Genomic DNA, 25,530 nt, shown 5'->3' on the forward strand with positions numbered 1-25,530 from the left:
ATTCGCCCATATATACTCACAGCAAACAGGCTATTGCAACGAATATAAAAAATAAAGTTTAACGTTAAACAAAATCATTTATGTGACTGTAATAACGTTTATTCAATGAATGTCCATGCTAGCGTTTAAATAGACGTTCATTCATAAAATAATAATATGAATAATCATTAAATATAATTTCTCATTATGACTCATAACCTAATGGAAACAGGAAACAGCATGAAAATAATGAAACTGGCTGCTATTGCGGGTATCACGTTATTTCTTTCGGGCTGTGGCCCTGATGAAAAAGACCAAACCAGCATTAAAATGTGGGTCGCGCCGAATATTACGCAGGAAGTGTATTGGGGCGAAATCGTTAAAGAATGGAACAGCAACCCGGCCAACCGGAAAGTAGAATTCACCTCAATACCGGCGGCAGGAAGTTCTGAAGAAGCCATCATGAATGCGCTGGCGTCGGGTACAGAGCCAGACATTTCGACCAATATTTTTATCGGCTTTGCTAAGCAGTTATCCGAACTTAAACAGCTCACTGATTATTCCAAAATGCCCGGCTTTCAGACACTGACAGAAACCCGTCATATGGGAAAAACGATTTCAAACTGGCAGTTCAACGGACAGCAGACGGTCATCCCCATTTACATCAGCCCGGTTCTCTACTGGTGGCGCAGTGATCTGCTGGCAGCTCAGGGTTTTGACCACGTCCCGACCTCTTATGATGAAATTTACACGCTTTCAGAACGTATCGCGCTCACTCAGAAGGGTTACAGCCTGCAACTCACCAGCGGTAAAAACTGGTGGGATCGCTGGTTCGACTTTATTCCGCTCTATTACGCCGCCGCGGATGGCCGCCCGTATATTCAGGATAAAGAATCGGCTTTCGATAATGAATCCGGTCTGGAAGCACTGAATTTCATGGCGAAAATGTTTGCCAATAAGTGGACCAGCTACGATTTCACAACCGCAGACGATCCCCTGGCGGCGGGAATGGTACTGGGAGCCATGCGCGGCCCCTGGGATATCGAACGTTATCAGAAACAATTCCCTGAAGTACTGAAAGATATCCGTATCGGCCCAATGCCGACTCAGTCTGGCGCGCCGGGTGCAAATACCATGGCCGACAGCAAAGGGATCGTGATGTTCAGTACCTCGAAAGTGCAGAGCGACGCCTGGAAATTTATTCAATGGGTATACAGCGACCCGAAACACGATCTGCGCTGGCTGGAACTGACAGGTATGCCTCCGGCAAGGGAAGATTTGCAAAGTAATCCGGTGTTCAGCGACTACCTGCAACAGCATCCGCTGGTGAATGACATCGTCTCCTACGTCCCAAAAGCCGTGCCGCCTGCCGCCGTCACGAAAACGGTCGAAGTGCAGCGGACGATGACCCAAATGATTGAAAAACTGATGTTTGAAAACAACGCAGTGCCGGACGCGCTGCACCAGTCTTCGCAAGAGATCGACAAAATACTGGAACAATAAAGCGATGATTAAACTGAAAGAGTCCACTACAGGGGGCCTTCTGGCCTCCACTTACCTCGGATATTCTCTGGTATTCTGGCTTTATCCTTTTATCTGGTTAGCGGTACTGAGCTTTACTGACTGGAAATTTATTGGCACGCCCTCTTTTAATGGTGTGAAGAATATTATTGCCGTCATGCAGAATCCTTTGTTCTGGACAGCGATGTATAACGTATTTAAATTTCTGGCTTACTATCTGCCGATTGTTTTGGTGTCTTCATTATTATTCGCTTTCGGTTTAAGGAAACTAAAATATGGCAAAGCCTTTGTTGCCCTGAGTTTCCTGCTCGCCAATGTTTCATCCGGCGTAGCGTATTCTATTGTATTTTCCAAACTGTTGAGTGAAACAGGCCCCATCAATACCTTTCTGATGAGCACATTGGGCATTAATGTTCCGTGGTTTACCCATCCGGATTTTGCCATGTTATCTGTTGCTCTTATTATCACGTGGAAATTTGTTGGCTACTACGGCCTGATTTTTTATTCCGGGCTGATTACGATTCCGAAAGATATTTACGATGCGGCAGACCTCGATAAAACCAGCGGCCCCGGAAAAATATGGCATATCACATTGCCCCTGATGAATGCGCAGATCGTCATGGTGCTGGTTCTGGCGATCACAGTCGCGTTCAGTATTTTCACCGAACCCTATCTCATCACCGGCGGCGGTCCGCTGCAAAGCACCACCACGCCAATGGTAGTGATGTATGAAGCCGCCTTCCGGCAGATGCAGCCAAGCTGGGCCGCCACCATGTCGATTATTGTCGCCGTATTCAGCTTCTCACTGATCTGGATATTGCGCCGGTGTCTGGAAAAGAAAATCGAGATCGTATGATGAAAACTAAAACTGCACAGATGCCGACAGCCTCCCCTGTGCAAAAATATTCGCTGAAAAGAACACTCAGTTCCGTGGTGATCCACCTGCTGATGTTTGTGCTGGCCATCACCTGGTTATATCCCTATTTGTGGATGCTAATCGGTTCTTTAAAAAATACCGCTGATATTTATACCACTTCGTTCTTTTCCGGCCCGCTGTCATTCGATAATTATACTTTCCTGTTCGACGGCAGCGGCAAAGCGGAAAAACCCTTTCTTCGCACGTTGTTTAATTCCATATTCATTACATTAACCATTACAGTGTGCGTCACGCTGAGTTCCTGTTTAATAGGTTATGCGCTGGCAAAAATGGAATTCAAAGGTCGGGATATTTTTAAAAATCTGCTGATCCTGCAAATGGTTTTCCCGGCATTCATGTTTATTATTCCGCATTTTGTGCTTATGCGGGAACTCGGCATGCTTAATTCGTATGGCGCGCTTATTTTACCGTTTGTCATGAATGGCTGGGGTATTTTTATGATTTCCCAGAGTTTTAAAGGCACGCCCAATGACTATATTCATGCCGCGAGATTAGATCACGCCGGTCTTATCAAAATTCTTTTCCATGTCATGTTGCCTCTCAATAAATCCATTCTGGCTATCGTCGCGATATTTACCTTCACCAGCGCCTGGGACAATTTCCTCTGGCCGCTGATTGTGATGCAGGACGCTAACAAAATGCCGCTTTCCGTTCTGCTGGCGACGTTCAGTAAATCGTACAGCGTGTATGTCGGCCCGATTCTGGCGGGGTCGGTGGTACAAACTTTGCCGATCGTCGTTTTGTTTATCCTCTTCAGGAAACATTTCCTGGAAGGAATGTCGCTTTCACTTAAATAACAGGCATGAATGATGAATAACCTGAAAACAGCGCAGGAACGGGTATTTTATCAGGTGTATTTGCCGTCTTTCTGCGACGGTAATACGGACGGACTGGGCGATTTTCAAGGTCTGATTTCTAAGCTGGATTATCTGGCTGAGCTGGGCATTGGCGGTATCTGGGTGACGCCTTTTTACCCGTCTCCGCTGGTGGATAATGGCTATGACATCAGCGACCACTGCGCTGTTGATCCGCGTTTTGGCACGTTAGCGCTTTTTGATGAACTGATTTCAGCCTGTCATCAGCGCGACATTTTGCTGGTGATCGACGTGGTAATTAATCACGTGTCAGATCAGCACCCCTGGTTTCAGGCAGCGCTCAGCCAGCCTGGCAGCCCTTTCCGCGACTTCTTTTTCTTTCGTGAGCAAACTAATAACTGGACCTCTTTCTTCGGCGGTTCAGCCTGGACACAGGAGCCCGGCGGAACGGCCAGTTACTACCATAAATTCTCGCCTCAGCAGGTTTGCCTGAACTGGTCTCATCCTGCCGTTGAGCGTGAGATCAAAAAAATCTTCGATTTCTGGATAGCCCGCGGCGTCGACGGTTTCCGTTTTGACGTTATTAATTTTCTGACCACCGATGGCATCGGGGAAGATCACCCGCCGGCCGAACCGGGCGCAGAGCCACCTCATGAAAAAGATATCAATCAGCCCGGTGTGCTCAATGTAGTGAAGCGCCTGTGCCGCCATATCCGTGCACAAGGGGAATTCCTGCTGATTGGCGAAGTGGGCAGTGAAGTATTGCCGGTGATGGCGCCTTATCAGGGTGCGGAGCTGCTGGACGTGGTCTTCAATTTTAATCTTGGCAGCCAGAAACACTTCGATATCACCGCGATCTTCGCCGAAATGCAGGCTATGGAAGCCACGCTGCCCGGCTTACCGACGCTGTTTTTTTCCAGCCATGATATGTCACGCATGATCAGTCGCTTCGGTGAATCCTCCCGGGATATTCCCCGTGCGGTGGCCGTTTTCGCCCTGCAAATGACCGCCCGTGGTTTGCCTTTCATCTTTCAGGGTGAGGAAATCGGCATGACGGATTTTGTCCCGCAGAATTTGCAGCAAATGCGGGATATTCAGGGCATCACTCAATATCACACCGCAATTTCACAAGGCATGGATGAAGAGCAAGCACTTACTTATGCATTGCCTTTCTGCCGCGATGCCTCCCGCTTACCCGTTCCCTGGACGCCAGCCATTAACAGCGAAGGGCAAATAAACGCCGAGGCCGAGAGTAAGTGCTCACATTCAATTTTTGGCGCGTATAAACAACTGATTGCGCTGAGAAATACCCATCCGGCGCTTCAGCGTGGTCGCTATGAGTACCTCACGCTGTTTAAACAATGCCTGATATTCCGCCGCTTTCTGAAAGGGGAATGTCTGGAAGTGATGATCAATTTCGGCGCGACGGTCGTCAACGTAGGTTATGGCGATGACAATCCCGTCTTGTTCGGCGCGGATGAACCGCTGCTGGAAAAAAACCAAATTCTTATCAAAAAGGTAAACCATGAAAATGCTCAGAAGTGATAAAAATCCGCTGTTAACACCTGCCGATATCATCCCTTCCCAGCCCGGCTGGAAGGTCGATTGTGTATTTAATGCAGGCGTATGTTCGTATCAGGGTGAAACCCTGCTGCTGCTTCGTGTTGCGGAAAGCGTGGTCTCAACGGACGCCAATTGTCTGGAAGTACCGCTTCTGGTGAATCGGCAAAATACCTGGCATCCGGGCACTAAACGTTTTCAACGGGACGACCCGGCTTATGACTTCAGTGACCCCAGAATGATTGCACTGAAAGCCGATCCTTCGGTTATCTGGCTGACCTCCATGTCGCATCTGCGGTTAGCGAGAAGTCAGAATGGTGAAGATTTCACTGTCGATGCTCAGCCTTTTTTAACCGCCGATACGCAATATGAGCAATTCGGCTGCGAAGATCCGCGAATTACGCTGATAGACGGTGTTTACTACATTAACTATTCGGCTATTTCGCCGTATGGCATTTCTACCGCACTGGCGACCACCACCGATTTTATTGCTGTGGAAAAACAAGGCGTGATTTTCTGCCCGGATAACCGCGACGTGTGTTTCTTCCCGGAAAAAATTAACGGTAAATATCAGGCGCTGACCCGTCCTTCGCCCAAACATTTTGGTAAGCCGGAGATCTGGATCTGTGAATCCCCGGACATGCTGCACTGGGGCAATCATCGCCATTTACTCGGCAGCGCGTCCGGCGACTGGGATGCGCTGAAACTGGGCGGTGGCGCCCCGCTGATGAAAACGGCACGTGGCTGGTTACAGATTTATCACGGCGTGGATAAAGATCAGCGCTATTGCCTCGGTGCCATGCTGCTCGATTTGCATAATCCATTGAAAATTATCGCCAAATCCTCAGCGCCGCTGTTACAACCGGAAGCGATTTACGAGAGAGAAGGATTCTTTGGCAACGTAGTCTTTACCTGCGGCGCGCTGCTGGAAAAGGACATGCTGAAAATTTACTACGGGGCCGCCGATGAGTGTATTGCGCTGGCGACAATGCCGCTGGCGGATTTGTGGCAACATCTGGGCATTTCAGTAAGTGCAGATTAGGCAGGATCAGAGGCGGGAACCACCAAAGCAGAGTGAATACCCTGCTTTGGTTTTACGACTTAGCTTTAAAACCGATTAGCTTTCTTCAGCCAGATACATCTTACGCAGGTAATGCGGCACGGCATCGTCGGCGTTGGATCCGATGATTTCTGCATCCGGCATGGCAGCTTTCAGACGTGGCAGTGAACCGCTCATCAGACAACCTTTACCGGCCATGGTCAGCATTTCAAGGTCATTCAGGCCATCACCAAAGGCGATACAATCTTTCAGCGAATAACCCATCAGCTTGGAAACATATTCCAGCGCATGGCCTTTTGACACACCGCCCGCCATCACTTCCAGACAGACCGGCAGTGAGAAGCTGACGTTCACACGGTCGCCCCAGCGCGCGTTGATCGCTTCTTCCAGTGGCAGCAGTTTTTCGTGGTCTTCACAGGTGAAATACACTTTGCAGATACCGTCAGTTTCCAGCAAACCCGGCTCATACAGTTTGTATTTGAAAATGGATTCACGGAAGAAATCATCCTGATCGGCGCGGTCACGGTTCATGTACCAGTCATCATTACGATAAACGTTGGTCAGAATATCCGGGTTGTTATGCATGATGCCGAACAGGTCTCTGGCGATGTCTTCATCCAGATTGTGCGAGAAAATCAGGTCGCCGTCGGTGTTATGCACGCGCGCACCGTTGGAGGTGATCATGTACGCACTGATTTCCAGATTGTCGCGCATCTGCGCCACGTCGATATGGTGACGCCCGGTGGCGAAAACGAAATGCACGTCGCGCTGAGTCAGCAGTTTCAGCGTCTCTTTGGCGAACGGGCTCAGGGTATGATCAGGTGATAGCAGCGTGCCATCTAAATCGGAAGCAACAACATGGTACATAGCGTTAGGTTCTAACCTCTGATGGAGTTGTGCGCGGCGAACCGCGGATTAAAGCTGTCGCGCAAAAAAGCGCATGATAGCGTCCAGCGCCTGTGCCCTCAGGTCGTCCCGTTCAAACAGGATCTCATGGCGCGCGCCTTCGATGACCAGCGGTTTTTCCCCTTCACAAGGGTGCCCCGCAACGGCCATGGCCTGACAAAAAGCAAGATGGGACCGGTTATCCACCACACGATCTTCGCTCGCCTGCAATAACAGAACAGGAGTGGTGATTTTTTCGGCTTCTTTCAGGATATGCATCCCCGCCTCAATCCCTTCACGCACCCAGTGATAGGTAGGTCCGCCGACCTGCAACTCTGGATAATCGGCGTAAAACCGCAAATTGCGGCGATAACGCGCGCGGCTGTGCGTCAGCTGGTTGACTACAAACGGCAGCGGCCGCCAGTGGCCGGTACCCAGCGCATAGCCATCACGACGAACCGGACGATTTTCCGCCCAGTTAAGGATACGGCGCGATAACCAACCCGGCATCGGCAAATAAATACCGGTCATCGGCGCCAGTAACGCCGCTGCATCAAAATTCTGCGGATTTTTCGCCAGATACAACGCCAGAATTGCCCCGCCCATGGAGTGTGCCAGCGCAAACTTTTTCTGGTACTGACGCGGCGCAACCTCCAGCTGATAAAAGCGGTCGAAATCTTCGACATAATCGTCAAAGTGCTTAACGTGACCGCAATGCGGATCGTCAAGCATACGCCCGGAACGTCCCTGACCACGGTGATCGACAATCATGACATCGTAGCCGCAATGGAATAAATCGTAGGCCACTTCGGGATATTTTACGTAGCTTTCTATACGACCCGGTGACACAACGATGACTTTATCGTGAGCAGGCGAACAAAACCGGACATAACGGACAGGAACATCATCAACGCCGCTAAACTCGCCTTCTTCACGTGTCCGCCAGAAATCCAGCAAAGGCCCGGTCGCAAAGGCTGCAAACTCCTTCTCACGTGTTAACCACTTCGCATAATTCGCAGGCATTCAATGATCCAAAGTCGTCAAACAGGGAGGATGAAAGTGTTATTTGTGAGCTATAGCGCAATTATAGACAATGGCGTATTGTGCCATAAAACAACCTAAAACGTACTCAGGGAGTCTCGCAATGACACTGGACTGGTGGTTAACCTACCTGCTCACCACTTCTATTTTAAGTTTATCACCCGGTTCCGGCGCGATTAACACCATGAGCACCGGCATCAGCCACGGCTATCGTGGTGCTGTGGCCTCAATTGCCGGGTTACAGCTCGGTTTAGCGATCCACATCGTGCTGGTCGGTATCGGGCTGGGCGCGCTGATTTCATCATCGCTGCTGGCCTTTGAGTTTCTCAAATGGTTTGGCGCCGCCTACCTGATCTGGCTGGGTATTTGCCAGTGGCGCTCCGCCGGTGCGATTGACCTGAACGCGCTCGCCAGCAGTATGCCGCGACGCCGTTTGTTCACACGCGCCATTCTGGTGAACCTGACCAATCCAAAAAGCATTGTATTTCTGGCTGCACTATTTCCACAGTTTATCATTGCGCACCAACCTCAGGCTGCACAATACGTGGTACTGGGTGTCACCACGGTGGTTGTCGATATCATTGTGATGATCGGCTACGCCACGCTGGCCACCCGCATCGCCGGTTGGGTGAAAGCCCCGAAACAAATGCAGTTGCTGAACCGCATTTTCGGCTCGCTGTTTATGCTGGTGGGTGTGTTGCTGGCCAGTGCGCGGAAGGTTTGATTTCTCAGAATGCAAAAAGGGTTCGGCATCAACCGAACCCTTTTTTATTAACCGGCTAATTTGCTCAGCGGTTGATGATTAAGGCAACACCAAAGCCTGCAAACACCACACCCGCCACGCCATCAATCCATTTCGCCAGACGCTGATACCCGCGACGCATTTTAGGCAGGGCAAAGACCAGTGCCACTAATGAGAACCAGGCCAGGGTTTCCACGACGATCAGCAGGAATATGCCCAGACGCTCGCCGCCGCTGACGCTGTCGCTAACAAACATCGAGAACACGCTGCCGAAGTAAATGACGGCTTTCGGGTTAGAAAGATTGGTCAGCAGTCCGCGCATAAACGTGCGGCCACGGGCAGGCAGAGCCACCGGTGTATCATCGCCGTTTTGTTTCTTAGCACGTGCAGATTTCAGCAGTTGCCAGCCCATCCAGCACAGATACAATCCGCCGCCGACGGTGATGATCTGATGCAACCAGGCCATTTTTTGCAGAATAAGATGCAACCCCATCAGCGCAACGGCGGCCCACACCAGCACGCCCAGCGTAATGCCAATCACGCCCATCATGGCTTCTTTACGCGACCGGCTGGCGGCGGTTTGTGAGACAAAGAAGAAGTCCGGTCCCGGACTCATCAGCGCGATCAGATGAACCATCGCAACCGTCAGGAATAGCATCAGCATGATTAACTCTCTGTGTTATGTGTAGGAAACAGAATTCTTACTCGTCGCCGTTATCGATGTGATCGCGGATCATCGCCATAAATGGCCGACCGAATTTCTCCAGCTTACGCTGACCGACACCGGTGATGTCGAGTAAATCACTCGCGCTGACCGGCAGATGTTCAGCCATTTCCAGCAGCGTCGTGTCGTTAAACACCACGTATGGCGGCACATTATTATCATCCGCCAGTGACTTACGCAGTTTACGCAATTTAGCAAACAGCTTACGGTCGTAATTTCCGCCGTAGGTTTTCTGACTGGCACTGCTTTTAATTTTGAGCGTCTGAATTCGTGGCACCGCCAGCTGTAACGGGATTTCACCACGCAGCACCGGACGCGCAGATTCTGTCAGCTGTAACGCAGAGTGCATGGCGATGTTTTGCATCACCAGCCCGAGGTGGATAAGCTGGCGCACCACGCTGGTCCAGTGCTCGTTACTGTGTTCTTTGCCGATACCGTAAACCGACAGCTTCTCGTGGCCGTATTCACGGATACGCTGATTGTTCGAGCCGCGCAGCACTTCGACCACATAACCCAGACCAAAACGTTGCCCGACGCGTGCGATGACGGACAGCGCTTTCTGTGCATCCAGCAAGCCGTCGTAGCGTTTTGGCGGATCCAGGCACACGTCGCAGTTACCGCAGGCGTTCTGTTTACCTTCGCCAAAGTAATTGAGCAGCACCAGGCGTCGACAGGTTTGCGCCTCCGCGAATGCGTTCATGGCATTCAGTTTGTGGCGTTCAACATCCTGCTGGGCGCCAGCCGGTTTCTCTTCCAGACAGCGGCGCAACCAGGCCATATCGGCCGGATCGTAAAGCAATACCGCTTCCGCTGGCAGGCCGTCACGTCCGGCACGCCCCGTTTCCTGATAATAAGATTCAATGGTGCGCGGAATATCAAAGTGCACCACAAAACGCACGTTAGGCTTGTTGATGCCCATACCGAAGGCGACGGTGGCAACCACAATTTGCAGGTCGTCACGCTGAAAACCTTCCTGCACGCGGGCACGGGTTTCGTTATCCAGTCCGGCATGATATGCGCCAACGCTCAGCCCGCGACTTTGCAATCGCGCTGCAGTGTCTTCAACTTTGGCACGGCTGTTACAGTAAATGATGCCGCTTTTGCCGCGCTGATCCTGCACAAAGCGAATCAGCTGATCGAGCGGCTTAAATTTTTCCACCAGCGTGTAACGGATATTTGGACGGTCAAAACTGCTGACCTGAATCAGCGGATCATTCAGTTCCAGCAGGCGGACGATATCGTTACGTGTGGCTTCATCGGCGGTCGCGGTCAGGGCGATCACCGGCAGTTGCGGATAACGCAGTTTCAGCTGGCCAAGGGCGCGATATTCCGGACGGAAATCGTGGCCCCATTGGGAAATACAGTGGGCTTCATCGACAGCCAGCATCGCAGGATTCCACTGTTGCAGCTGTTCCAGGAAATCGCCCATCATCAGGCGTTCCGGCGCGATATACAGCATTTTGATACGTCCCGCGCGGCAACCGGCCATGACTTCCAGCTGTTGCTCACGGGTTTGCGTCGAGTTCAGGCAACCGGCTTCAACGCCTGCGGCCATCAGTTGATCAACCTGATCTTTCATCAGGGAAATGAGCGGCGAAACGACCAGCGTCAGGCCGTCCATCACCAGTGCGGGGATTTGATAGCACAGCGATTTACCGCCGCCTGTTGGCATCACTACCAGACAATCCCGGCCAGAAATGGCGGTGTTGATGATAGTTTGCTGGCCTGGTCTGAATTGCTGATAACCGAAGGTATCGCGTAATACCTGATGAGCCAGCTCTTCTTTGTTTATCACTGCCGCCGTAGACACTCAATTCCCCAACTGTTCAAACCACCCGGCTAAGCCCTAAAGCCGCCGGGGCTGTACTGCACCGACATAATATACCCTAAATAATCCGCGATGCAGCCAACGCAACTGCAACCAGAAGTATGGCGGGGATTACATAATGTCGTTAAGCATAATACCGACGCCGATACGGGTCTGCTTATGGTTATAGTCGATCAATGACTCGCCGTAACCACTGAATACCTGAGTATAGAAGCGAACTTGTTTGGAAATCGGGTAGCTCCAGCCGGTCGTCGCGCCGCCGTAACCGGTATTCCAGTTGTAACGACTTTCGACGCTGAACACGCTGTCGCCCCACGCATAGCCAACTTTCAGGCGGTAATAGCCCATGTATTTGGCGATGTCCGGGTTGTCGTCATCTTCATCGCTTTCAGGGATGCGATACCAGGGTTTCAGATCAACCTGCCAGTTGCCGTGCTGCGCCATGAAACGCGCATACACACGGTTCCAGCTGCGGGACGTCGGGTCGGAGCGACCGTTAGACTGGTGACTGACACCATATTCTGCTTCACGCAATGTCCAGCCGAGGAAATCGTAATCCGTTGCCCAGGCCAGGAAAAGCTGTGGCTCGTAGTTGGTCTCACGGAAAGGTGAAGACTGCCCGCTGTTAGAAAGCTGCCAGAATGATTTTTGCGTGTAGGATGCGCCGAGAACCGAGTTATCACCCGCAATACCGCGCCACAGAGGGAATGCCAGGCTGAGCTGGAACTCGACTTCATCGTGACGTGCTTTATCTGCCCAGTCGTAAGACTCAATCGCTTTCTTGTTGATATTGCTGGTATCGGTGTAAATCAGAAAGTTGGGTTCATAAGGATATAACGTGAACGGGTTGTCATGCTCTTGCAGCATATTTGCAATAATGCTTCCGCGCACAGCAGGTTTATCATGTACTTCCTGTACCGTGGCTTCCTCTGCATAGCCCAACAATGGCAACGCCAACAGCGTGGCACCGACAGCCCAATTTTTACGCATTATTCCTTATCCTCACCCTAAAGTTATTGATTCATTATTTTTTGATAATCAGCCTTCCGCCCGGCCGGCAATGCGCAGACTACAATCCGGAAATCTCAAAGCAGGGCATTTTACACACAAATACATTTCTACATGAGTACTGAATACATTTATCCTTCGCCCGGTAGAAATCCATCCTGCCCGCACCTAAAATCAACACTTCGTTAACTTTTTCGGCGAACATACGATCCACTCGTTTTCGTCAGGAATTTATTCATGTCTGCTTCATCTCTCAGCCACGAGGCCGCCCTGCAACTGATCGGCAATATTTTCGTTTACGATATGCCGTTTAACCGCGAACTGGGCCTCGAGCTGAAACGTCTCGACTGCGACTACGCAGAGTTAAAATTTACCAACCAGACCAAACTGGTGGGCAATGCCGCACAAAAAATCCTGCACGGCGGCGTGATTGCGGCGGTGCTGGATGTCGCCGCCGGTCTGGTTTGTGTGACCAGTTCACTGATCCGCCGTGACAAGCCGGATCATCCGTTGCTGGAAGCGGAAATGCGCCAGCGGTTATCCAAAATGGGCACCATTGATTTGCGCGTTGATTATCTGCGTCCGGGCCGTGGCGACTACTTTATTGCCTCGGCAAGCCTGGTCCGCGCCGGCAATAAAGTGTCCGTTGCGCGCGTGGATTTGCACAGCGATACCGGCGTTCACATCGCCACGACCACGGCGACCTATATGGTCGGCTGAAATCAGGTAAACTTCGCTTCTTTCCTTACTCTTTTTCAGGTACCACATGGACGCACATCGTACCCGGCAAGGTGTTATTTTTGCCTTTATTGCCTATCTGATTTGGGGAGTCGCGCCCGCGTACTTCAAGCTGATCAAACAGGTGCCTGCTGACGAAATTCTGACTCACCGGGTGATCTGGTCATTCTTCTTTATGTTAGTGCTGCTCTCCGTCAGCCGCAGCTGGGGCGATGTCCGGCGGGTACTGGCACAGCCGAAGAAAGTCGGCATGTTACTGATTACTGCCCTGCTTGTCGGTGGGAACTGGCTGATTTTTATCTGGGCGATAAATCATGATCACATTCTGGAAGCCAGCCTCGGTTACTTTATCAATCCGCTGGTGAATGTGGTGCTCGGCATGCTGTTTTTGCGGGAAAGATTCCGAAGTTTGCAGTGGTTTGCCGTCGCGCTGGCTTTCGCCGGAGTACTGATTCAGGTGTGGATTTTTGGTTCGGTGCCGGTCATCGCCATCGGCCTGTCACTGACGTTTGCCTTTTACGGCCTGCTGCGTAAAAAAATCGGTGTGGATTCGCAAACCGGCATGTTGATTGAAACGCTATGGCTGCTGCCGGTCGCCGGGATTTACCTGTTCTTTATCGCCAGCAGCCCGACCAGTAATCTGGCCGCAAATCCGTGGTCGCTTGATTTGCTGCTGATGGCTGCCGGGATTATTACCACCATCCCGTTACTGTTCTTCACTGCCGCCGCCGCCCGCCTGAAGCTTTCAACGCTGGGCTTTTTCCAGTATCTGGGGCCGACCCTGATGTTCCTGCTGGCAGTGGTGTTCTACGGTGAAACTGTTAATACATCACAGCTCATCACCTTCGGTTTTATCTGGGTCGGTCTGCTGTGCTTTATCACGGATGCACTGTATACGCAGGGCCGTTTACGACGAGGAAGAAGCGGGCACAGCGCTGCGTGATATAAAGCGCGCCATCGCCGGACCGGTTGCCAGGATGGTGATCAGACGCAACGTCTGCATCGCCATCACAAATCCTAAATCCGCATGGCTGCCCGCCGCAATAATCGCCACGGTGTCCAGTCCGCCCGGGCTGGTCGCCAGATACGCCGTCAGCATATCTACGCCCAGCAGTTTGGTCAGCACCCACGCCATACCGCCGCAAATCAGCATCAGCCCGATAATCGATGCAATCATCTGCGGCAGCGTGCGCAAAGCCAGTTTGAAAATCGGGCGCGTGAAGCGCAATCCGACACTCCAGCCAATCAGCGTATAGGCCATCGCCAGCAGCCATTCCGGCACTTCTAAGGCCACGGTACCGGTGGAATGCAAAACCGCGCCGGCGATGGCCGGGAGCAGCAATGCGCCGGAAGGAATTCGCAGACGCGGCCCCAGCCAGACACCGGCCACCGCCAGAAATAGCGTCGCAAAGAAACGCCACGTCAGCGGCGGAAACCACACCACCGCCGCCGCCAGTGACGCGCTGTCGCCCATCGCCATACGGGCCACTAATGCGGCCGCTGTGGCCACAAACAGCACGCGCAGATACTGCATAAACGCCACCAGACGCACATCAGCACCGAAATCACCGGCCATAGCCACCATCGCACTGGCACCGCCCGGCGATGAGCCCCACGCACCGGTCGGGCCGGGTAACTGGCTAAAACGTACCAGCAGCCAGCCGGAAAGCCCGCTGGCCAGCAGCGTCGCCACCAGCACCATCAGCACCAGCGGCCAGTCATTGAGTAACGGGGGTAATATCGACGGCGACAGGCTTTGGGCAATCATGCAGCCCAAAACGCCCTGAGAGAGTTTAAAAAACAGCGGGTGAATACGCACGCTGGCGCCCAGCAGCCCCATGATGACGCCGACAATCATCGGCCCCAGTAACAGTGCGGCTGGCACATGGAAGGTTTGAAAAATAATGCCCAGAATCAGCGAGGAAACGACAAGGATAAACCACTGCCCCGCCGGAACCATCCTTTCCATCAGCATCGCAGGTTATAACCAGTTTTTGCGTTTGAAGTACAAATAAGGTGCCAGACCGGCGAGGATCATCAGTGCAATCGCGCCCGGATAACCGAATGACCATTTCAGCTCAGGCATGAATTCGAAGTTCATCCCGTAGCTGGAGGCCACCAGCGTTGGCGGCAGGAACACCACGGAAACCACCGAGAAAATCTTGATGATGCGGTTCTGTTCGATGTTGATAAAGCCCATCGCCGCCTGCATCAGGAAGTTCACTTTCTGGAACAGGGATTCGTTGTGCGGCAGCAGGGATTCGATATCGCGTAACACCTCGCGCGCCTGCTCCAGCTGACCTGCCGGTAAACGGGCTTTGCGCACCAGGAAATTCAGCGCGCGCTGGGTATCCATCAGACATAAACGGACTTTCCATCCGATATCTTCCAGTTCTGCCAGCGTGGAAAGCGCCGCGTCATATTCGTCGCCCTGATGCCCTTCCATGATCACACGACTGAGTTTTTCCAGATCGCTGTAGATGTTTTCGATTTCGTCCGCCAGCTGTTCGATTTTGGTTTCGAACAAATCCAGCAGCAGTTCATACGCATTACCATCGACCAGTTTCTGGTTGCGGGCACGCATACGGTAGAGACGAAACGCCGGTAACTCGCGTTCACGCAGGGTGTACAAACGGCCTTCGCGCACGGTAAAGGCGACGGTGCTGTTACCGGCATGATCATCGGCATCTTCGTAATAAAAGAAGGAGTGAATGTGCAGACCGTCTTCGTCTTCAAAGAAACGCGCAGAGGCTTCGATGTCGTCCAGTTCCGGACGCGTCGCAAGGCTTTGCCCTAATTCGCATTGAACGCGCTCACGTTCCTGATCGTCAGGCTCAACCAGATCGACCCACAGTGAAGTTTTGAGATCGTCTGACTCGTCCAGCTCTAAACGGGATAAGCGGCTGTTTTCTAATTTAAAAGCACTCAGCATGTGCCCGTTCTCCCAAAAATTACGGAAAGTGGACAACGCGTTGAAGCACAGAAAATCACGGAGTGAAAAATGTCACCGGCGTAATTCAGACCAACTTCAGATCTGACTCACAGCGACAGAACGGGGGTCGCTGACAACCACTAAGGCCATCAGCAATGAGGAGGGCCTTAGAAGTGGTACCTGGAAAACAGGTTGTTGAGCCAGTATCTACTGGGTGTGTCCAAGGCGCAGTTCCTCATTGATAATAGTGCGCGCATGTTACGCCGGTAATAAAAAGACTGTCAACCGCGAACAAATCTATTCTGGCAACATTTATGCATAAATTTCAGGCGGTGTTGATAACCTTTAGCGGCTTATGTCTCATCGTTTTTTTGGCTACACTCAGGCACCGAATTTCTCCGTTACCAGACTTCTCAGGCAGAGACTGAAATGATTAAACAAATAAACCAGGACACGCTGTGTGATCTGATCACCAAAGCCGCTCATTCCCCGCGACTGCGCCAGAATCTGAATATCCATCCGGCGCCGGAAGATGACGTACAACGTCTGGCCATTGCGATGGAACCGGGCACTTACGTGCGCATCCATCGCCATCCGCATACCTGGGAAATGCTGACCGCCCTGCGCGGACGTTTTCTGGTGCTGATTTACGATAACAGCGGCAAAGTCACCGACCGTCTGTGGCTCGGCGCAGAAACCCGCCTGCTTGAAATCCCGGCCAACACCTGGCACAGCGTGTTATCCCTCGACGAAGGTGGCGTGATTTTTGAAGTGAAACACGGCGCGTATCAGCCAGTGCAGGAACAAGATTATCTGCCAGGCACCCCGCCGGAAGGCGAAGAAGGCGTGAAAGAAACGCTGGAATGGTATGCGAAAGCCGAAGTGGGTGAAATTTTTAGCCTCTGATACTCTGTCGGGCAAGCGTCAGCGGTGCAGCGAGGTTGAGTCCGGCCAGCGCGGAGACACCGGAATGGACACATAGTCCATGAGGATGTCGAGCACTGCCCGGGCTCAAGATCGCAAGTAAGCTAGCTTGCGGCTTCGAGGCGGGCGTAGGCGGCGACCAGCCACTTAATCCCTTCCCCCGGGAACGCCACCTGCAGACGGCTGTGTTCGCCGCTGCCTTCCATGTTAACGATGGTGCCTTCACCGAATTTTGGATGCATGACGCGCTGGCCGAGTTTGAAGCCGGTATCGCTGACGCTGGTTGGCGTGCCGACGCTGCGGTTGCTCATCGGACGCGAAACATTGGCGCGCATCCTGACTTCTTCGACACAGTCCTCCGGCAATTCACCGACGAAACGTGACGGACGATGCGACACTTCTTTGCCGTATAAGCGGCGGGTTTCAGCGTAAGTGAGGGTGAGTTTTTGCATGGCGCGCGTAACGCCGACGTACGCCAGACGGCGTTCTTCTTCCAGACGCCCGCCTTCTTCCAGTGACATCTGACTCGGGAACATACCTTCTTCCATGCCGACGATAAACACCTGCGGGAACTCCAGCCCTTTGGCCGAGTGCAGTGTCATCAGCTGCGTAGCGTCCTGATTGGCATCCGCCTGCCCTTCGCCTGCTTCGAGCGCGGCATGGGACAGGAATGCCTGCAACGGCATCAGGTCTTCGTCTTCGTCCTGATAGCTGAACTGACGCGTTGCCGTCACCAGTTCTTCTAAGTTTTCGATGCGCGCCTGGCCTTTTTCGCCCTTCTCCTGCTCATACATGATGAACAGGCCGGAGTCTTTGATTACGCGGTCAGTCTGCACGTGCAGCGGCATGTCTGAGGTTTCATCCGCCAGTGCGTCAACCAGTTCGGTGAAGCGTTGCAGAGCAGACGCGGCACGGCCTGCCAGGACCTTTTCCTGTAACAAAGCACGCGTGGCCTGCCACATGGTCAGCTGACGGTCACGGGCTGTCTGACGCACCACATCCAGCGTACGGTCGCCGATGCCGCGCGTTGGGGTGTTCACCACGCGCTCGAACGCTGCATCGTCATTACGGTTAGCCATCAGACGCAGATACGCCAGCGCATCTTTGATTTCCTGACGGTCAAAGAACCGCTGGCCGCCGTAAATACGGTACGGCATCGCCATCTGCAACAAAGCTTCTTCCAGCACACGCGACTGGGCGTTGCTGCGGTAAAGAATGGCGCAATCTTTCAGCGCACCGCCGTTGTCCTGCCAGGTTTTGATGCGGTTAACCACAAAGCGCGATTCATCCAGTTCGTTGAATGCGCAATACAGTGAAATCGGTTCGCCCTCGCCGTCTTCGGTCCACAGGTTTTTACCCATACGGCCGTTGTTGTTTTCTATCAGCGAGTTAGCAGCCTTCAGAATGGTGCTGGTCGAACGGTAGTTCTGCTCCAGACGGATAGTTTCCGCATTCGGGAAATCTTTCAGGAAACGCTGGATGTTTTCGACCTGCGCACCGCGCCAGCCGTAAATCGACTGGTCATCGTCGCCGACGATCATCACGTTATTGTTGTCGCCCGCCAGCAGACGGATCCACGCGTACTGAATGCTGTTGGTGTCCTGGAATTCGTCCACCATCAGGTTGGTAAAGCGTTCGCGGTAATGCTGCAAAATATGCGGCTTGTTCAGCCAGAGTTCGTGGGCGCGCAGCAATAACTCGGCAAAATCCACCAGGCCGGCACGGTCGCAGGCTTCCTGATAGGCCTGATAAATGCGTAACCAGGTCGCTTCGACAGGATTGTTATAAGTTTCAACGTGCTGCGGGCGCAGACCTTCATCTTTTTTGCCGTTGATGTACCACATCGCCTGACGCGGCGGCCACTGTTTCTCGTCGATGTTCAGCGCTTTGATCAGACGCTTGATCAGACGCATCTGGTCGTCGCTGTCGAGGATTTGGAAATCCTGCGGCAGATTGGCGTCCAAATGGTGCGCGCGCAGCAAACGGTGCGCGAGGCCGTGGAAGGTACCAATCCACATACCGCCCTGACTGGTGCCGATCAGCTGGTCGATACGGTGGCGCATTTCTGCCGCCGCTTTGTTGGTGAAGGTGACCGCCATAATGGAATACGGCGAACACTTTTCGACGGCCAGCAGCCACGCAATGCGGTGAACCAGCACGCGGGTTTTGCCACTGCCTGCCCCGGCCAGTACCAACAGATTGCTGCGCGGCGCGGCCACGGCTTCACGTTGTTTTTCATTCAGGCTGTCGAGCAGGTCAGAAACGTCCATAGGCACCGTTTGTCAGGATGAGAAAAGCACTCACCCGGTGAATGCTTTTCTACTGTGAATTTATACAGAGTAATTTAAGAAGGGATTATAGCAATGCTGTCAGCGATGCCAACTGCGAAATCTCAATATGCGGTAACAGACGGGCATCCTTAATGTGCATCAGGTCGCCTTCGCGCAAATTAATCCAGCACGATTGCATCCCGCAACGCACGGAACCCGCGACGTCCGTCGTCAGGTCATCACCCACATGGAGGATGTTTTCCAGCGGGATATCCAGCTTCATTGACGCCTTTTTATACATGTCAGCGTAAGGTTTTGCACGGCCGTGATCGCCAGCGCGCAAGGTGAACTGGAAATATTGCGCCAGACCACAGGCGTGCGGATCGGCATTGCCGTTGGTGATCGCCACTAAAGGCCAGCGTTCCGCCAGGGCGGCCAGCGCGTCGTGATTTTCACCCGGAACATAAATCCGGCTGCGCCACAGGGCGAAGGTTTCCATCGCAGCTTTCGTGCCCTGCGTGGCATCACTTTCGCTCAGACCTGCGCGTTTCATCGCCAGCAATACCGCCTGACGACGCCATTCGGTGACGTCGTGATAAATTTCCGCGTCCTCTGCCAGCAATTCTGCGCGCATCAGGCGGATGGTGTCCGGTGCCATATCGGCCAGCGCCGGATGGAAACCCTGAATCGATTTCAGCGTTTCAGAATCGGTACGACGGATAACATCGTAATTGTCATACAGCGTGTCGTCTAAATCGAAGGTGATCGCTTCAATGCGTTTCAGCGGACGATAGAACTTCATCATGATTTTCCTCGTTTTGCGCGGGGATGCGCGGCGTCGTAAACCGTCGCCAGATGTTGAAAGTCCAGATGGGTATAGATTTGCGTGGTGGACAAGTTCGCGTGACCCAGCAATTCCTGTACCGCGCGTAAATCGCCGCTGGATTCCAGCACGTGCGTGGCGAACGAGTGGCGCAGTTTATGCGGATGAATATGGCTGTTCACACCCTGTTTCACGCCCCATTCGGCAAAACGCTTCTGAACATTACGCGCAGAAATACGGCTGCCTTTGCTCGACAAAAACATCGCGTCATCCTGCGGATTAAACAGACCACGACGTTCCAGCCAGTGTTCCAGCCAGGTGACGGCTGTGCGCCCGATCGGCACTTTGCGTTCTTTGCTGCCTTTACCCAACACGCGCACTTCGCCGGAAGCCATATCGATATGCTTGCAGTCGATACCCACCAGTTCAGAAAGACGCAGTCCCCCGCCGTACATCACTTCCAGCATCGCGCGGTCGCGAACGGAAAGCGGATCGTTGAGGTCGATTTCAAGAAGTTTATTCACTTCATCAACATCAAGATTTTTTGGCAGATGCTTTGGAGAACGCGGGGTAGAAATCCCTTTGGCAGGATTGGCGCTCAATACGCCCTGACGCACCAGCCAGTCGAGAAAACTGCGCAGTGAAGACATGCGCAGCGCCAGACTGGAAGGCCCTAAACCGGCGCGTTTACTGCGCGCCAGTAACATACGGACTTTTGGTGCATCGAGTTGCTGCCAGTTGGAAATACCGATCTCGCCGGAGATGGCGATCAGGGCTTCTAACTGGCGGCTGTAATTAGTCGTGGTGAGCGGGCTGAGTTGACGTTCGACGTGCAGATAACGCAGAAACGCCTCGACCGCGGGATACAGAGGCGATTCGGTGTGGCTCATACCCGCTCGATCCAACGTTCCAGCAGGCCGGGTAACATTTTAGCCAGCTGATCGAGTAAGACGGTGCCCATTCCCGGCTGATAGTGTTGCGGGTCACGGCTGCTGAAAATCAGTACGCCCAGTTCCCCCTGCTCGCCCATCAGGGAAAGCGCGACAGAACCAACGGCTTTGGCCTGAGGTAATAACAGCAACAGTTCCGGGCCGTTCAGACCACCTAAGTAATGCGGAGTTTCGCCCAGACGCTGAATACGCATCGATTCAAATGCGCTGCGACTTACTGCCAGATGGGTGAAATCGGAAGGCGCGCCGATCCGCCAGCCCTCACTGAACAGACGCACGTTGGCGCCCGCCAGTCCGAGACTGCGCGCCCAGCGTTGCAGGCGGTTAAGCATATCCTGCAAGCTACTGGCCGCCGCAAGCGTGGCCTGCAGTTCGATCATCCGTCCGAACAGCGACTCGTTGATCGAGGCCTGCTCCATCAGCAAAGTAATTTCTTCTTCAAGCTGCGCAATCTGATGACGCTGACGTCCGAGCTGCCATTCAACCAGCGAAATACTGCCTTTCACCGGATGCGGTACGTGCATCTGCTCGACACTTCGGGCATTGCGAATAAAGAAATCCGGGTTTTGCAGCAGATATTGCATCACGCTGTCGTCGTCGAGTGCTATCACCGGTTCAATCTGGTCATCAAGATTGTTCATAGATGAATAAATCCGTCGTAAACATGAGTGGCAGGTCCGGTCATATACAGCGGATGACCCGGCCCTTTCCAGCGAATTTCGAGGCTGCCTCCCGGCAGTTCCACCTGAACTTCTTCAGCAAGTAACCCTTGCTGGATACCTACCGCAACAGCGGCACAGGCACCACTTCCGCACGCCTGTGTTTCACCGGCGCCCCGTTCGTACACGCGTAATTTCACGCTTTCCGGACTGAGGATCTGCATAAACCCGACGTTCACACGCTCGGGGAAACGTTCATGGCTTTCCAGCATCGGCCCGAGAATGTCGACTTCAGCCGTTAATACATCCTCGACCTGCAATACGCAGTGCGGGTTTCCCATCGACACGACGCCGCAAAATACTGTGCGCTCTTCTGCACGCAGAATATAGGTCTTTTCCGGTTTCACTGCACGGAAAGGAACCTGTTGCGGCTCGAACACCGGCTCGCCCATGTTGACCTGAACTTCCTCATCTTCCGTTACCGTCAGCACCATACGACCAGTCTGCGTACTGACACGAATGTCGCGTTTGTTGGTCAGACCTTTAATGCGGACAAAGCGGGCAAAGCAACGCGCGCCGTTGCCACACTGCGCCACTTCGCTGCCGTCGGCATTGAAAATGCGGTAGTGGAAATCTAATTCGGGGTCATAAGGTGGCTCTACCACCAGCAGCTGGTCAAAACCCACGCCACGGTGACGGTCGGACAAACGGCGGATCAACTCAGGCGAGAAGTAGACATTTTGAGTGACGGCATCAACGACCATAAAATCGTTACCCAGGCCGTGCATTTTGGAGAACTGCATAACTGACTCCGTTTACCGCTGGTCAAATCCAGTCGCGATGATCCCTGAAGGAAAGGGCTCCGGCAGCGTTGCACGAAACCCCCGGCACAGGCCGGTTAATCTCTGGAATTAGTCGTGAGATCTTCTGGTGATACACCTTTCTGCTGCGATGAACCGTCGTTAGCAGTACCTGGAACATTACTGGTTTTCTGAGTGGTTGATTTTTCCGGTGGTGGGAAATACAACGGCCCTTTCAGTCCGCAACCGGAGAGAGAAAATAATATCGTCGCGGCCAGAGACCAGCGTAAAGCGTTTTTCATTTTATGAATGCCCGTAATTCATGCGACCAAGCTCTCTATAATCGCAGGTGGATCATGAAAAGCAACAGGAATCGATAAAACACACGGGCACATTTTCAGGGTTTAAAGAGAAGGAAAGCCAGATATTCTGCCGCGTGTCCGGGATTGGGACAACTTTTCTAATGCAACTGAAATTGCTGTTTCAACCGGGAAGGTTCGACTTCAGTTTCAGGCAACGGCGCGCAGGCCACAGATAACGCATTGCTGCGAAACGGGATCACCTGAATGCGCTCATCAAGGGACACAATCTGGTAGAACTGCGGCAGGTTAAAGTTGATGAAGCTTGAGCCGTAGGTAAACCGGTCATGCGAGGAGGAGTAGAAACGGCTGACGTCACGCACCAGATCTTCTTTACTGCCTTCACAATGGTGATAAACCTCGACGCGGTTCGACTCATCCAGAATGTAAATGTTGAAACCGATGTCGTCGGAACTGTCTTCGAAGAAGAACTGAATGATCCCTTCGCTGGCGTAGCCGTCAATGACCGCCGGAAGATGTGCCTGGTCAGTCTGCAATTTCACCGACAATCCGTGAAGTTTGTTGTTGGAAATCGCACCGTAGAACTCAATGGCATTTTCCAGCTTCTGCACGGAAACACTCAGGCGTTCGAAGAACAGACCCCAGGTTTGTCCGGCAACGCGCACGGCTTTAAAACGGCCAGGTTCGAGACGTTTGCTGGAAAGGCGAAGTTCGATGCATTCCGACACCAGTTGCTGAACGCGCGTGCGGATAAGACCGCGCAAATGCTGGCTGTAGCAGAACACTTCCACCGATTCCGGCGGTGCGGCGTCCTGATGCATTTTGCCCAGAATAGTTTTCAGCGCTTCCAGCACCGCCTGTTCACCGCTGAAATGCAGCGTACGCACTTCGTTCCACGAGTTGCGGTAAAGCAGGTCAATACTGCCGACCATACATTCCTGATTCTGCCCGAAACTGAAAACATCCAGTTTACGGAAATCAAAATGCACGACCTGATTACGGAAGGCAGCAGTAGGATCGTGTTCCAGATTGACGATAATCGCTAAGTGGCGGATCTCACACGGGCTGTACAACGCTTTCGGCGTCGGTGCGGCCAGTCGCAGCGGGAAGTGATGTGACACATCCGCCACAAGTTCGCGCAGTTTAGCGATATCACACAGACCGCCGCTTTTGATGTGCAGACGCGTAGTCGACGTCAGCAGGCCGTTGAAATAGGCCCACGCCACCAGTTTGTTCAGATAACGGTTATATTCCAGCGGCTGATGGCTGACGATAGATTCCATCGACGGCGACTGGTTATACAGATACCAGCCGGTGCGGTTCGCACGGCCAATTGGCACATGAATAAAGGTTAAATCGTTCTCAGACAGATCAGGTGAAATCTGCGGGTTCACCAGCGTGACTTTGCCCGGCAGCGCTTCGAAAGCGGCGTACAACTTACGGGTCAGCACGCCGATATCCTGCGGGCTGGCGCTGACGCTTAAATTGTTGCGACGGGCAAAGCGGATCAGGTTGCGATAGCTTTGCATCATGGCATCAAGCAGTTCGTTATGCGCTTCGCGCACACGTTCGATTTTCCAGTTCGCCCGGTTATCCAGAATAGCCAGCCGTTCTGCGTCCCAGCCCCATTCCGCCACCAGCTGACTGAGAATTTCACGACGCCAGCCGACCGATGCCCGTGCGCGGGATAATTTTTCGCAGACTTTTAAATAGAAACAGCGGCGGACTAAATCAAGGCGGGTGGTGTCTTCAATCTGGGTGAGATAACGGGTCACGCGGTCGAGCATCATACAATAGGAATCAAGCCCGAAGCAGACGATTTCGCCCTGATGCAGACGCTGTTTAATGTCCATCGCCAGCAACTGGGTTTGCGGGTATTCCCACGAATAGGCTTCCAGCAACAGCGTTTTGAGCACCGCTTTATAAGGCGAATCGATACTTTTATACAGCTGCCACAGGCTCGCGCCGAAATACTCTTCCGCCGAAAGCGTACTCAGGCCGCCCAGATCCAGCCATTCATTTGGCGTCAGGGCGCCCTGCGAATAAAGAGAAAGGACGTATTCGTCGTAATGCGCTTCTTCTTCGCCCGGCACCATATTCCACAGAATACGCTTACCGGCCATGCGCACCGCGGTGCGATAGAATTCGTCGAGCAATAAGATGTGCTGCGTTGAACCGCAGTCTTCGCCGCCCAGGCTGCCACTTTCGTTATGGCGGAAACGGTTTTCGTCGATCAGGAAGAAGCTGACTTCCACGCCCAGCGAGGCCGCCCATTTTTCTAACAGGCTGCATTTTTGCTGTAAGCGGTTGCGTTCTTCGTTATCGAGCCAGGACTGATGGCAGACCCAGATATCCAGATCAGAACTTTGGCTCTGACCGATTGAGGAGGTACTGCCCATGGAATAGATGCCGGTGACAGGCAGTTCGCCTTTCACCATGGGCTCAAGCGGGCTGCCCCATTTCTCTTCGAGGTCATTCAGATAGGTTTGCTGGGATTCATCAGGCGTGAAAATACAGATACCATGCGGAACCTTACCTTCAAGGTATCCCGGCATCAGAGGGTGATGTTGATGTAAAAAGACAGGAAGCAGCGTGTAGACCTGTTGAAACGCAGGACCCATGGCTGCCAGTGCACGATCGACTCGTAACTGGTTGATCGCATCCAATCTTTGCTTCAATGTCTCGATGTAGAGGTACAAGACGTTTCGCCTGATTATACAGTGTCTGGAAATAACCCCGTTCCAAATCCGTCATTTATCGTGATGCTTATGCTTTGAACAATCGGAATTGCGCAAATAGTTGACGAATAATTGCTGGAAACGTGATCAATTTAACACCTTGCTGATTGACCGTAAAGAAAGTAACGCACCACAATTACTCTTCCGCTTCTCTGGATTTTACCGTCTGTTCCGCAAAGGAACAATTCCCCGCAGTGACCGTTAACCTTCTTTTACGAATGGCTTCTTACGCTGACAGCTTTCTATTGTCAGTGGTAGGATGGTCGCAGAGACAGT

The 25,530-nt window shown here is 52.7% G+C and carries 23 protein-coding genes; 9 read left to right on the plus strand and 14 right to left on the minus strand.

Annotation, left to right across the window (positions count from 1 at the left end; all coding sequences use genetic code 11):
• Positions 1-219: 219 nt before the first annotated feature.
• From EC840_RS22645 to EC840_RS22665, 5 genes are read left to right on the plus strand one after another with little or no spacing between them, the layout of a single operon-like run.
• Positions 220-1,482, plus strand: a complete 1,263-nt coding sequence (locus EC840_RS22645) for an ABC transporter substrate-binding protein (protein WP_132967148.1) — start codon at positions 220-222, stop codon at positions 1,480-1,482.
• A gap of 4 nt (positions 1,483-1,486) precedes the next feature.
• Positions 1,487-2,356 (plus strand): sugar ABC transporter permease, encoded by an 870-nt coding sequence (locus EC840_RS22650; RefSeq protein ID WP_113878030.1) that lies wholly within the window; start codon positions 1,487-1,489, stop codon positions 2,354-2,356.
• 53 nt (positions 2,357-2,409) lie between these two features.
• Positions 2,410-3,234 carry a carbohydrate ABC transporter permease gene (locus EC840_RS22655; protein ID WP_198659756.1) on the plus strand — a complete coding sequence of 275 codons (825 nt, stop codon included), beginning with the start codon at positions 2,410-2,412 and terminating at the stop codon, positions 3,232-3,234.
• 12 nt (positions 3,235-3,246) lie between these two features.
• Entirely contained in the window at positions 3,247-4,797 is a 1,551-nt protein-coding gene (locus tag EC840_RS22660) for an alpha-amylase family glycosyl hydrolase (protein WP_132967150.1), read from the plus strand.
• On the plus strand, positions 4,784-5,854 hold the full coding sequence (locus EC840_RS22665; protein WP_132967190.1) for a glycoside hydrolase family 130 protein: 1,071 nt from the start codon (positions 4,784-4,786) through the stop codon (positions 5,852-5,854). Before EC840_RS22660 ends, EC840_RS22665 begins: the two co-directional genes overlap by 14 nt.
• A 75-nt stretch (positions 5,855-5,929) precedes the next feature.
• Here EC840_RS22665 and yigL read toward each other — a convergent pair whose 3' ends face one another.
• Both yigL and pldB read right to left on the minus strand, forming a co-directional pair.
• Positions 5,930-6,739: a sugar/pyridoxal phosphate phosphatase YigL gene (gene yigL / locus EC840_RS22670; RefSeq protein ID WP_132967152.1), complete on the minus strand. Its 810-nt coding sequence runs from the start codon at positions 6,737-6,739 to the stop codon at positions 5,930-5,932.
• A gap of 48 nt (positions 6,740-6,787) precedes the next feature.
• Entirely contained in the window at positions 6,788-7,780 is a 993-nt protein-coding gene (gene pldB, locus EC840_RS22675) for a lysophospholipase L2 (RefSeq protein ID WP_112291313.1), read from the minus strand.
• A 121-nt stretch (positions 7,781-7,901) separates the two neighbouring features.
• Between pldB and rhtB the strand changes: the two genes are divergently transcribed.
• Complete coding sequence (gene rhtB / locus EC840_RS22680) at positions 7,902-8,522, plus strand: homoserine/homoserine lactone efflux protein (RefSeq protein WP_132967154.1); 621 nt, start codon at positions 7,902-7,904, stop codon at positions 8,520-8,522.
• A gap of 64 nt (positions 8,523-8,586) precedes the next feature.
• On the opposite strand, the gene rhtC is transcribed toward rhtB, so the two are convergent.
• From rhtC to pldA, 3 genes are all read right to left on the minus strand, one after another.
• Positions 8,587-9,204, minus strand: a complete 618-nt coding sequence (rhtC, locus tag EC840_RS22685) for a threonine export protein RhtC (RefSeq protein WP_112291317.1) — start codon at positions 9,202-9,204, stop codon at positions 8,587-8,589.
• Positions 9,205-9,241: 37 nt separating this feature from the next.
• The gene (gene recQ / locus EC840_RS22690; RefSeq protein WP_112291318.1) at positions 9,242-11,074 is read right to left on the minus strand and encodes an ATP-dependent DNA helicase RecQ; all 1,833 of its coding nucleotides are present in this window, start codon (positions 11,072-11,074) and stop codon (positions 9,242-9,244) included.
• Between the two features lie 129 nt (positions 11,075-11,203).
• Positions 11,204-12,082 carry a phospholipase A gene (gene pldA / locus EC840_RS22695; protein WP_112291320.1) on the minus strand — a complete coding sequence of 293 codons (879 nt, stop codon included), beginning with the start codon at positions 12,080-12,082 and terminating at the stop codon, positions 11,204-11,206.
• 255 nt (positions 12,083-12,337) lie between these two features.
• Here pldA and EC840_RS22700 point away from each other — a divergent pair, with 255 nt between their 5' ends.
• Complete coding sequence (locus tag EC840_RS22700; protein WP_113878087.1) at positions 12,338-12,820, plus strand: thioesterase family protein; 483 nt, start codon at positions 12,338-12,340, stop codon at positions 12,818-12,820.
• 46 nt (positions 12,821-12,866) lie between these two features.
• On the plus strand, positions 12,867-13,781 hold the full coding sequence (rarD, locus tag EC840_RS22705) for an EamA family transporter RarD (RefSeq protein WP_112291324.1): 915 nt from the start codon (positions 12,867-12,869) through the stop codon (positions 13,779-13,781).
• On the opposite strand, the gene EC840_RS22710 is transcribed toward rarD, so the two are convergent.
• Positions 13,746-14,807, minus strand: coding sequence for an AbrB family transcriptional regulator (locus tag EC840_RS22710; protein ID WP_132967156.1), 1,062 nt, complete (start codon positions 14,805-14,807; stop codon positions 13,746-13,748). The two genes, rarD and EC840_RS22710, sit on opposite strands and share 36 nt — an antisense overlap.
• 12 nt (positions 14,808-14,819) lie before the next feature.
• On the minus strand, positions 14,820-15,770 hold the full coding sequence (gene corA / locus EC840_RS22715) for a magnesium/cobalt transporter CorA (RefSeq protein WP_095924204.1): 951 nt from the start codon (positions 15,768-15,770) through the stop codon (positions 14,820-14,822).
• A gap of 429 nt (positions 15,771-16,199) precedes the next feature.
• On the opposite strand from corA, the gene EC840_RS22720 reads away from it, so the two are divergent.
• On the plus strand, positions 16,200-16,676 hold the full coding sequence (locus EC840_RS22720; RefSeq protein WP_112291325.1) for a WbuC family cupin fold metalloprotein: 477 nt from the start codon (positions 16,200-16,202) through the stop codon (positions 16,674-16,676).
• Between the two features lie 122 nt (positions 16,677-16,798).
• On the opposite strand, the gene uvrD is transcribed toward EC840_RS22720, so the two are convergent.
• From uvrD to EC840_RS22755, 7 genes are all read right to left on the minus strand, one after another.
• Positions 16,799-18,964, minus strand: coding sequence for a DNA helicase II (gene uvrD, locus EC840_RS22725; protein ID WP_132967158.1), 2,166 nt, complete (start codon positions 18,962-18,964; stop codon positions 16,799-16,801).
• An 85-nt stretch (positions 18,965-19,049) separates the two neighbouring features.
• Positions 19,050-19,766, minus strand: a complete 717-nt coding sequence (gene yigB, locus EC840_RS22730; protein ID WP_112290263.1) for a 5-amino-6-(5-phospho-D-ribitylamino)uracil phosphatase YigB — start codon at positions 19,764-19,766, stop codon at positions 19,050-19,052.
• Positions 19,766-20,677 (minus strand): tyrosine recombinase XerC, encoded by a 912-nt coding sequence (xerC, locus tag EC840_RS22735; RefSeq protein WP_113878092.1) that lies wholly within the window; start codon positions 20,675-20,677, stop codon positions 19,766-19,768. Before xerC ends, yigB begins: the two co-directional genes overlap by 1 nt.
• Positions 20,674-21,378, minus strand: coding sequence for a DUF484 domain-containing protein (locus EC840_RS22740; RefSeq protein ID WP_113878093.1), 705 nt, complete (start codon positions 21,376-21,378; stop codon positions 20,674-20,676). The genes xerC and EC840_RS22740 overlap by 4 nt, the downstream gene beginning before the upstream one ends.
• Entirely contained in the window at positions 21,375-22,199 is an 825-nt protein-coding gene (gene dapF / locus EC840_RS22745) for a diaminopimelate epimerase (protein ID WP_113878094.1), read from the minus strand. The genes EC840_RS22740 and dapF overlap by 4 nt, the downstream gene beginning before the upstream one ends.
• A 95-nt stretch (positions 22,200-22,294) precedes the next feature.
• On the minus strand, positions 22,295-22,498 hold the full coding sequence (locus tag EC840_RS22750) for a lipoprotein (protein WP_112290268.1): 204 nt from the start codon (positions 22,496-22,498) through the stop codon (positions 22,295-22,297).
• Between the two features lie 158 nt (positions 22,499-22,656).
• Positions 22,657-25,215 (minus strand): class I adenylate cyclase, encoded by a 2,559-nt coding sequence (locus EC840_RS22755; RefSeq protein WP_132967160.1) that lies wholly within the window; start codon positions 25,213-25,215, stop codon positions 22,657-22,659.
• Positions 25,216-25,530: the final 315 nt, after the last annotated feature.

It is taken from the genome of Rahnella sp. JUb53, from assembly GCF_004346065.1.
In the GTDB taxonomy this organism is placed as follows: domain Bacteria; phylum Pseudomonadota; class Gammaproteobacteria; order Enterobacterales; family Enterobacteriaceae; genus Rahnella; species Rahnella variigena.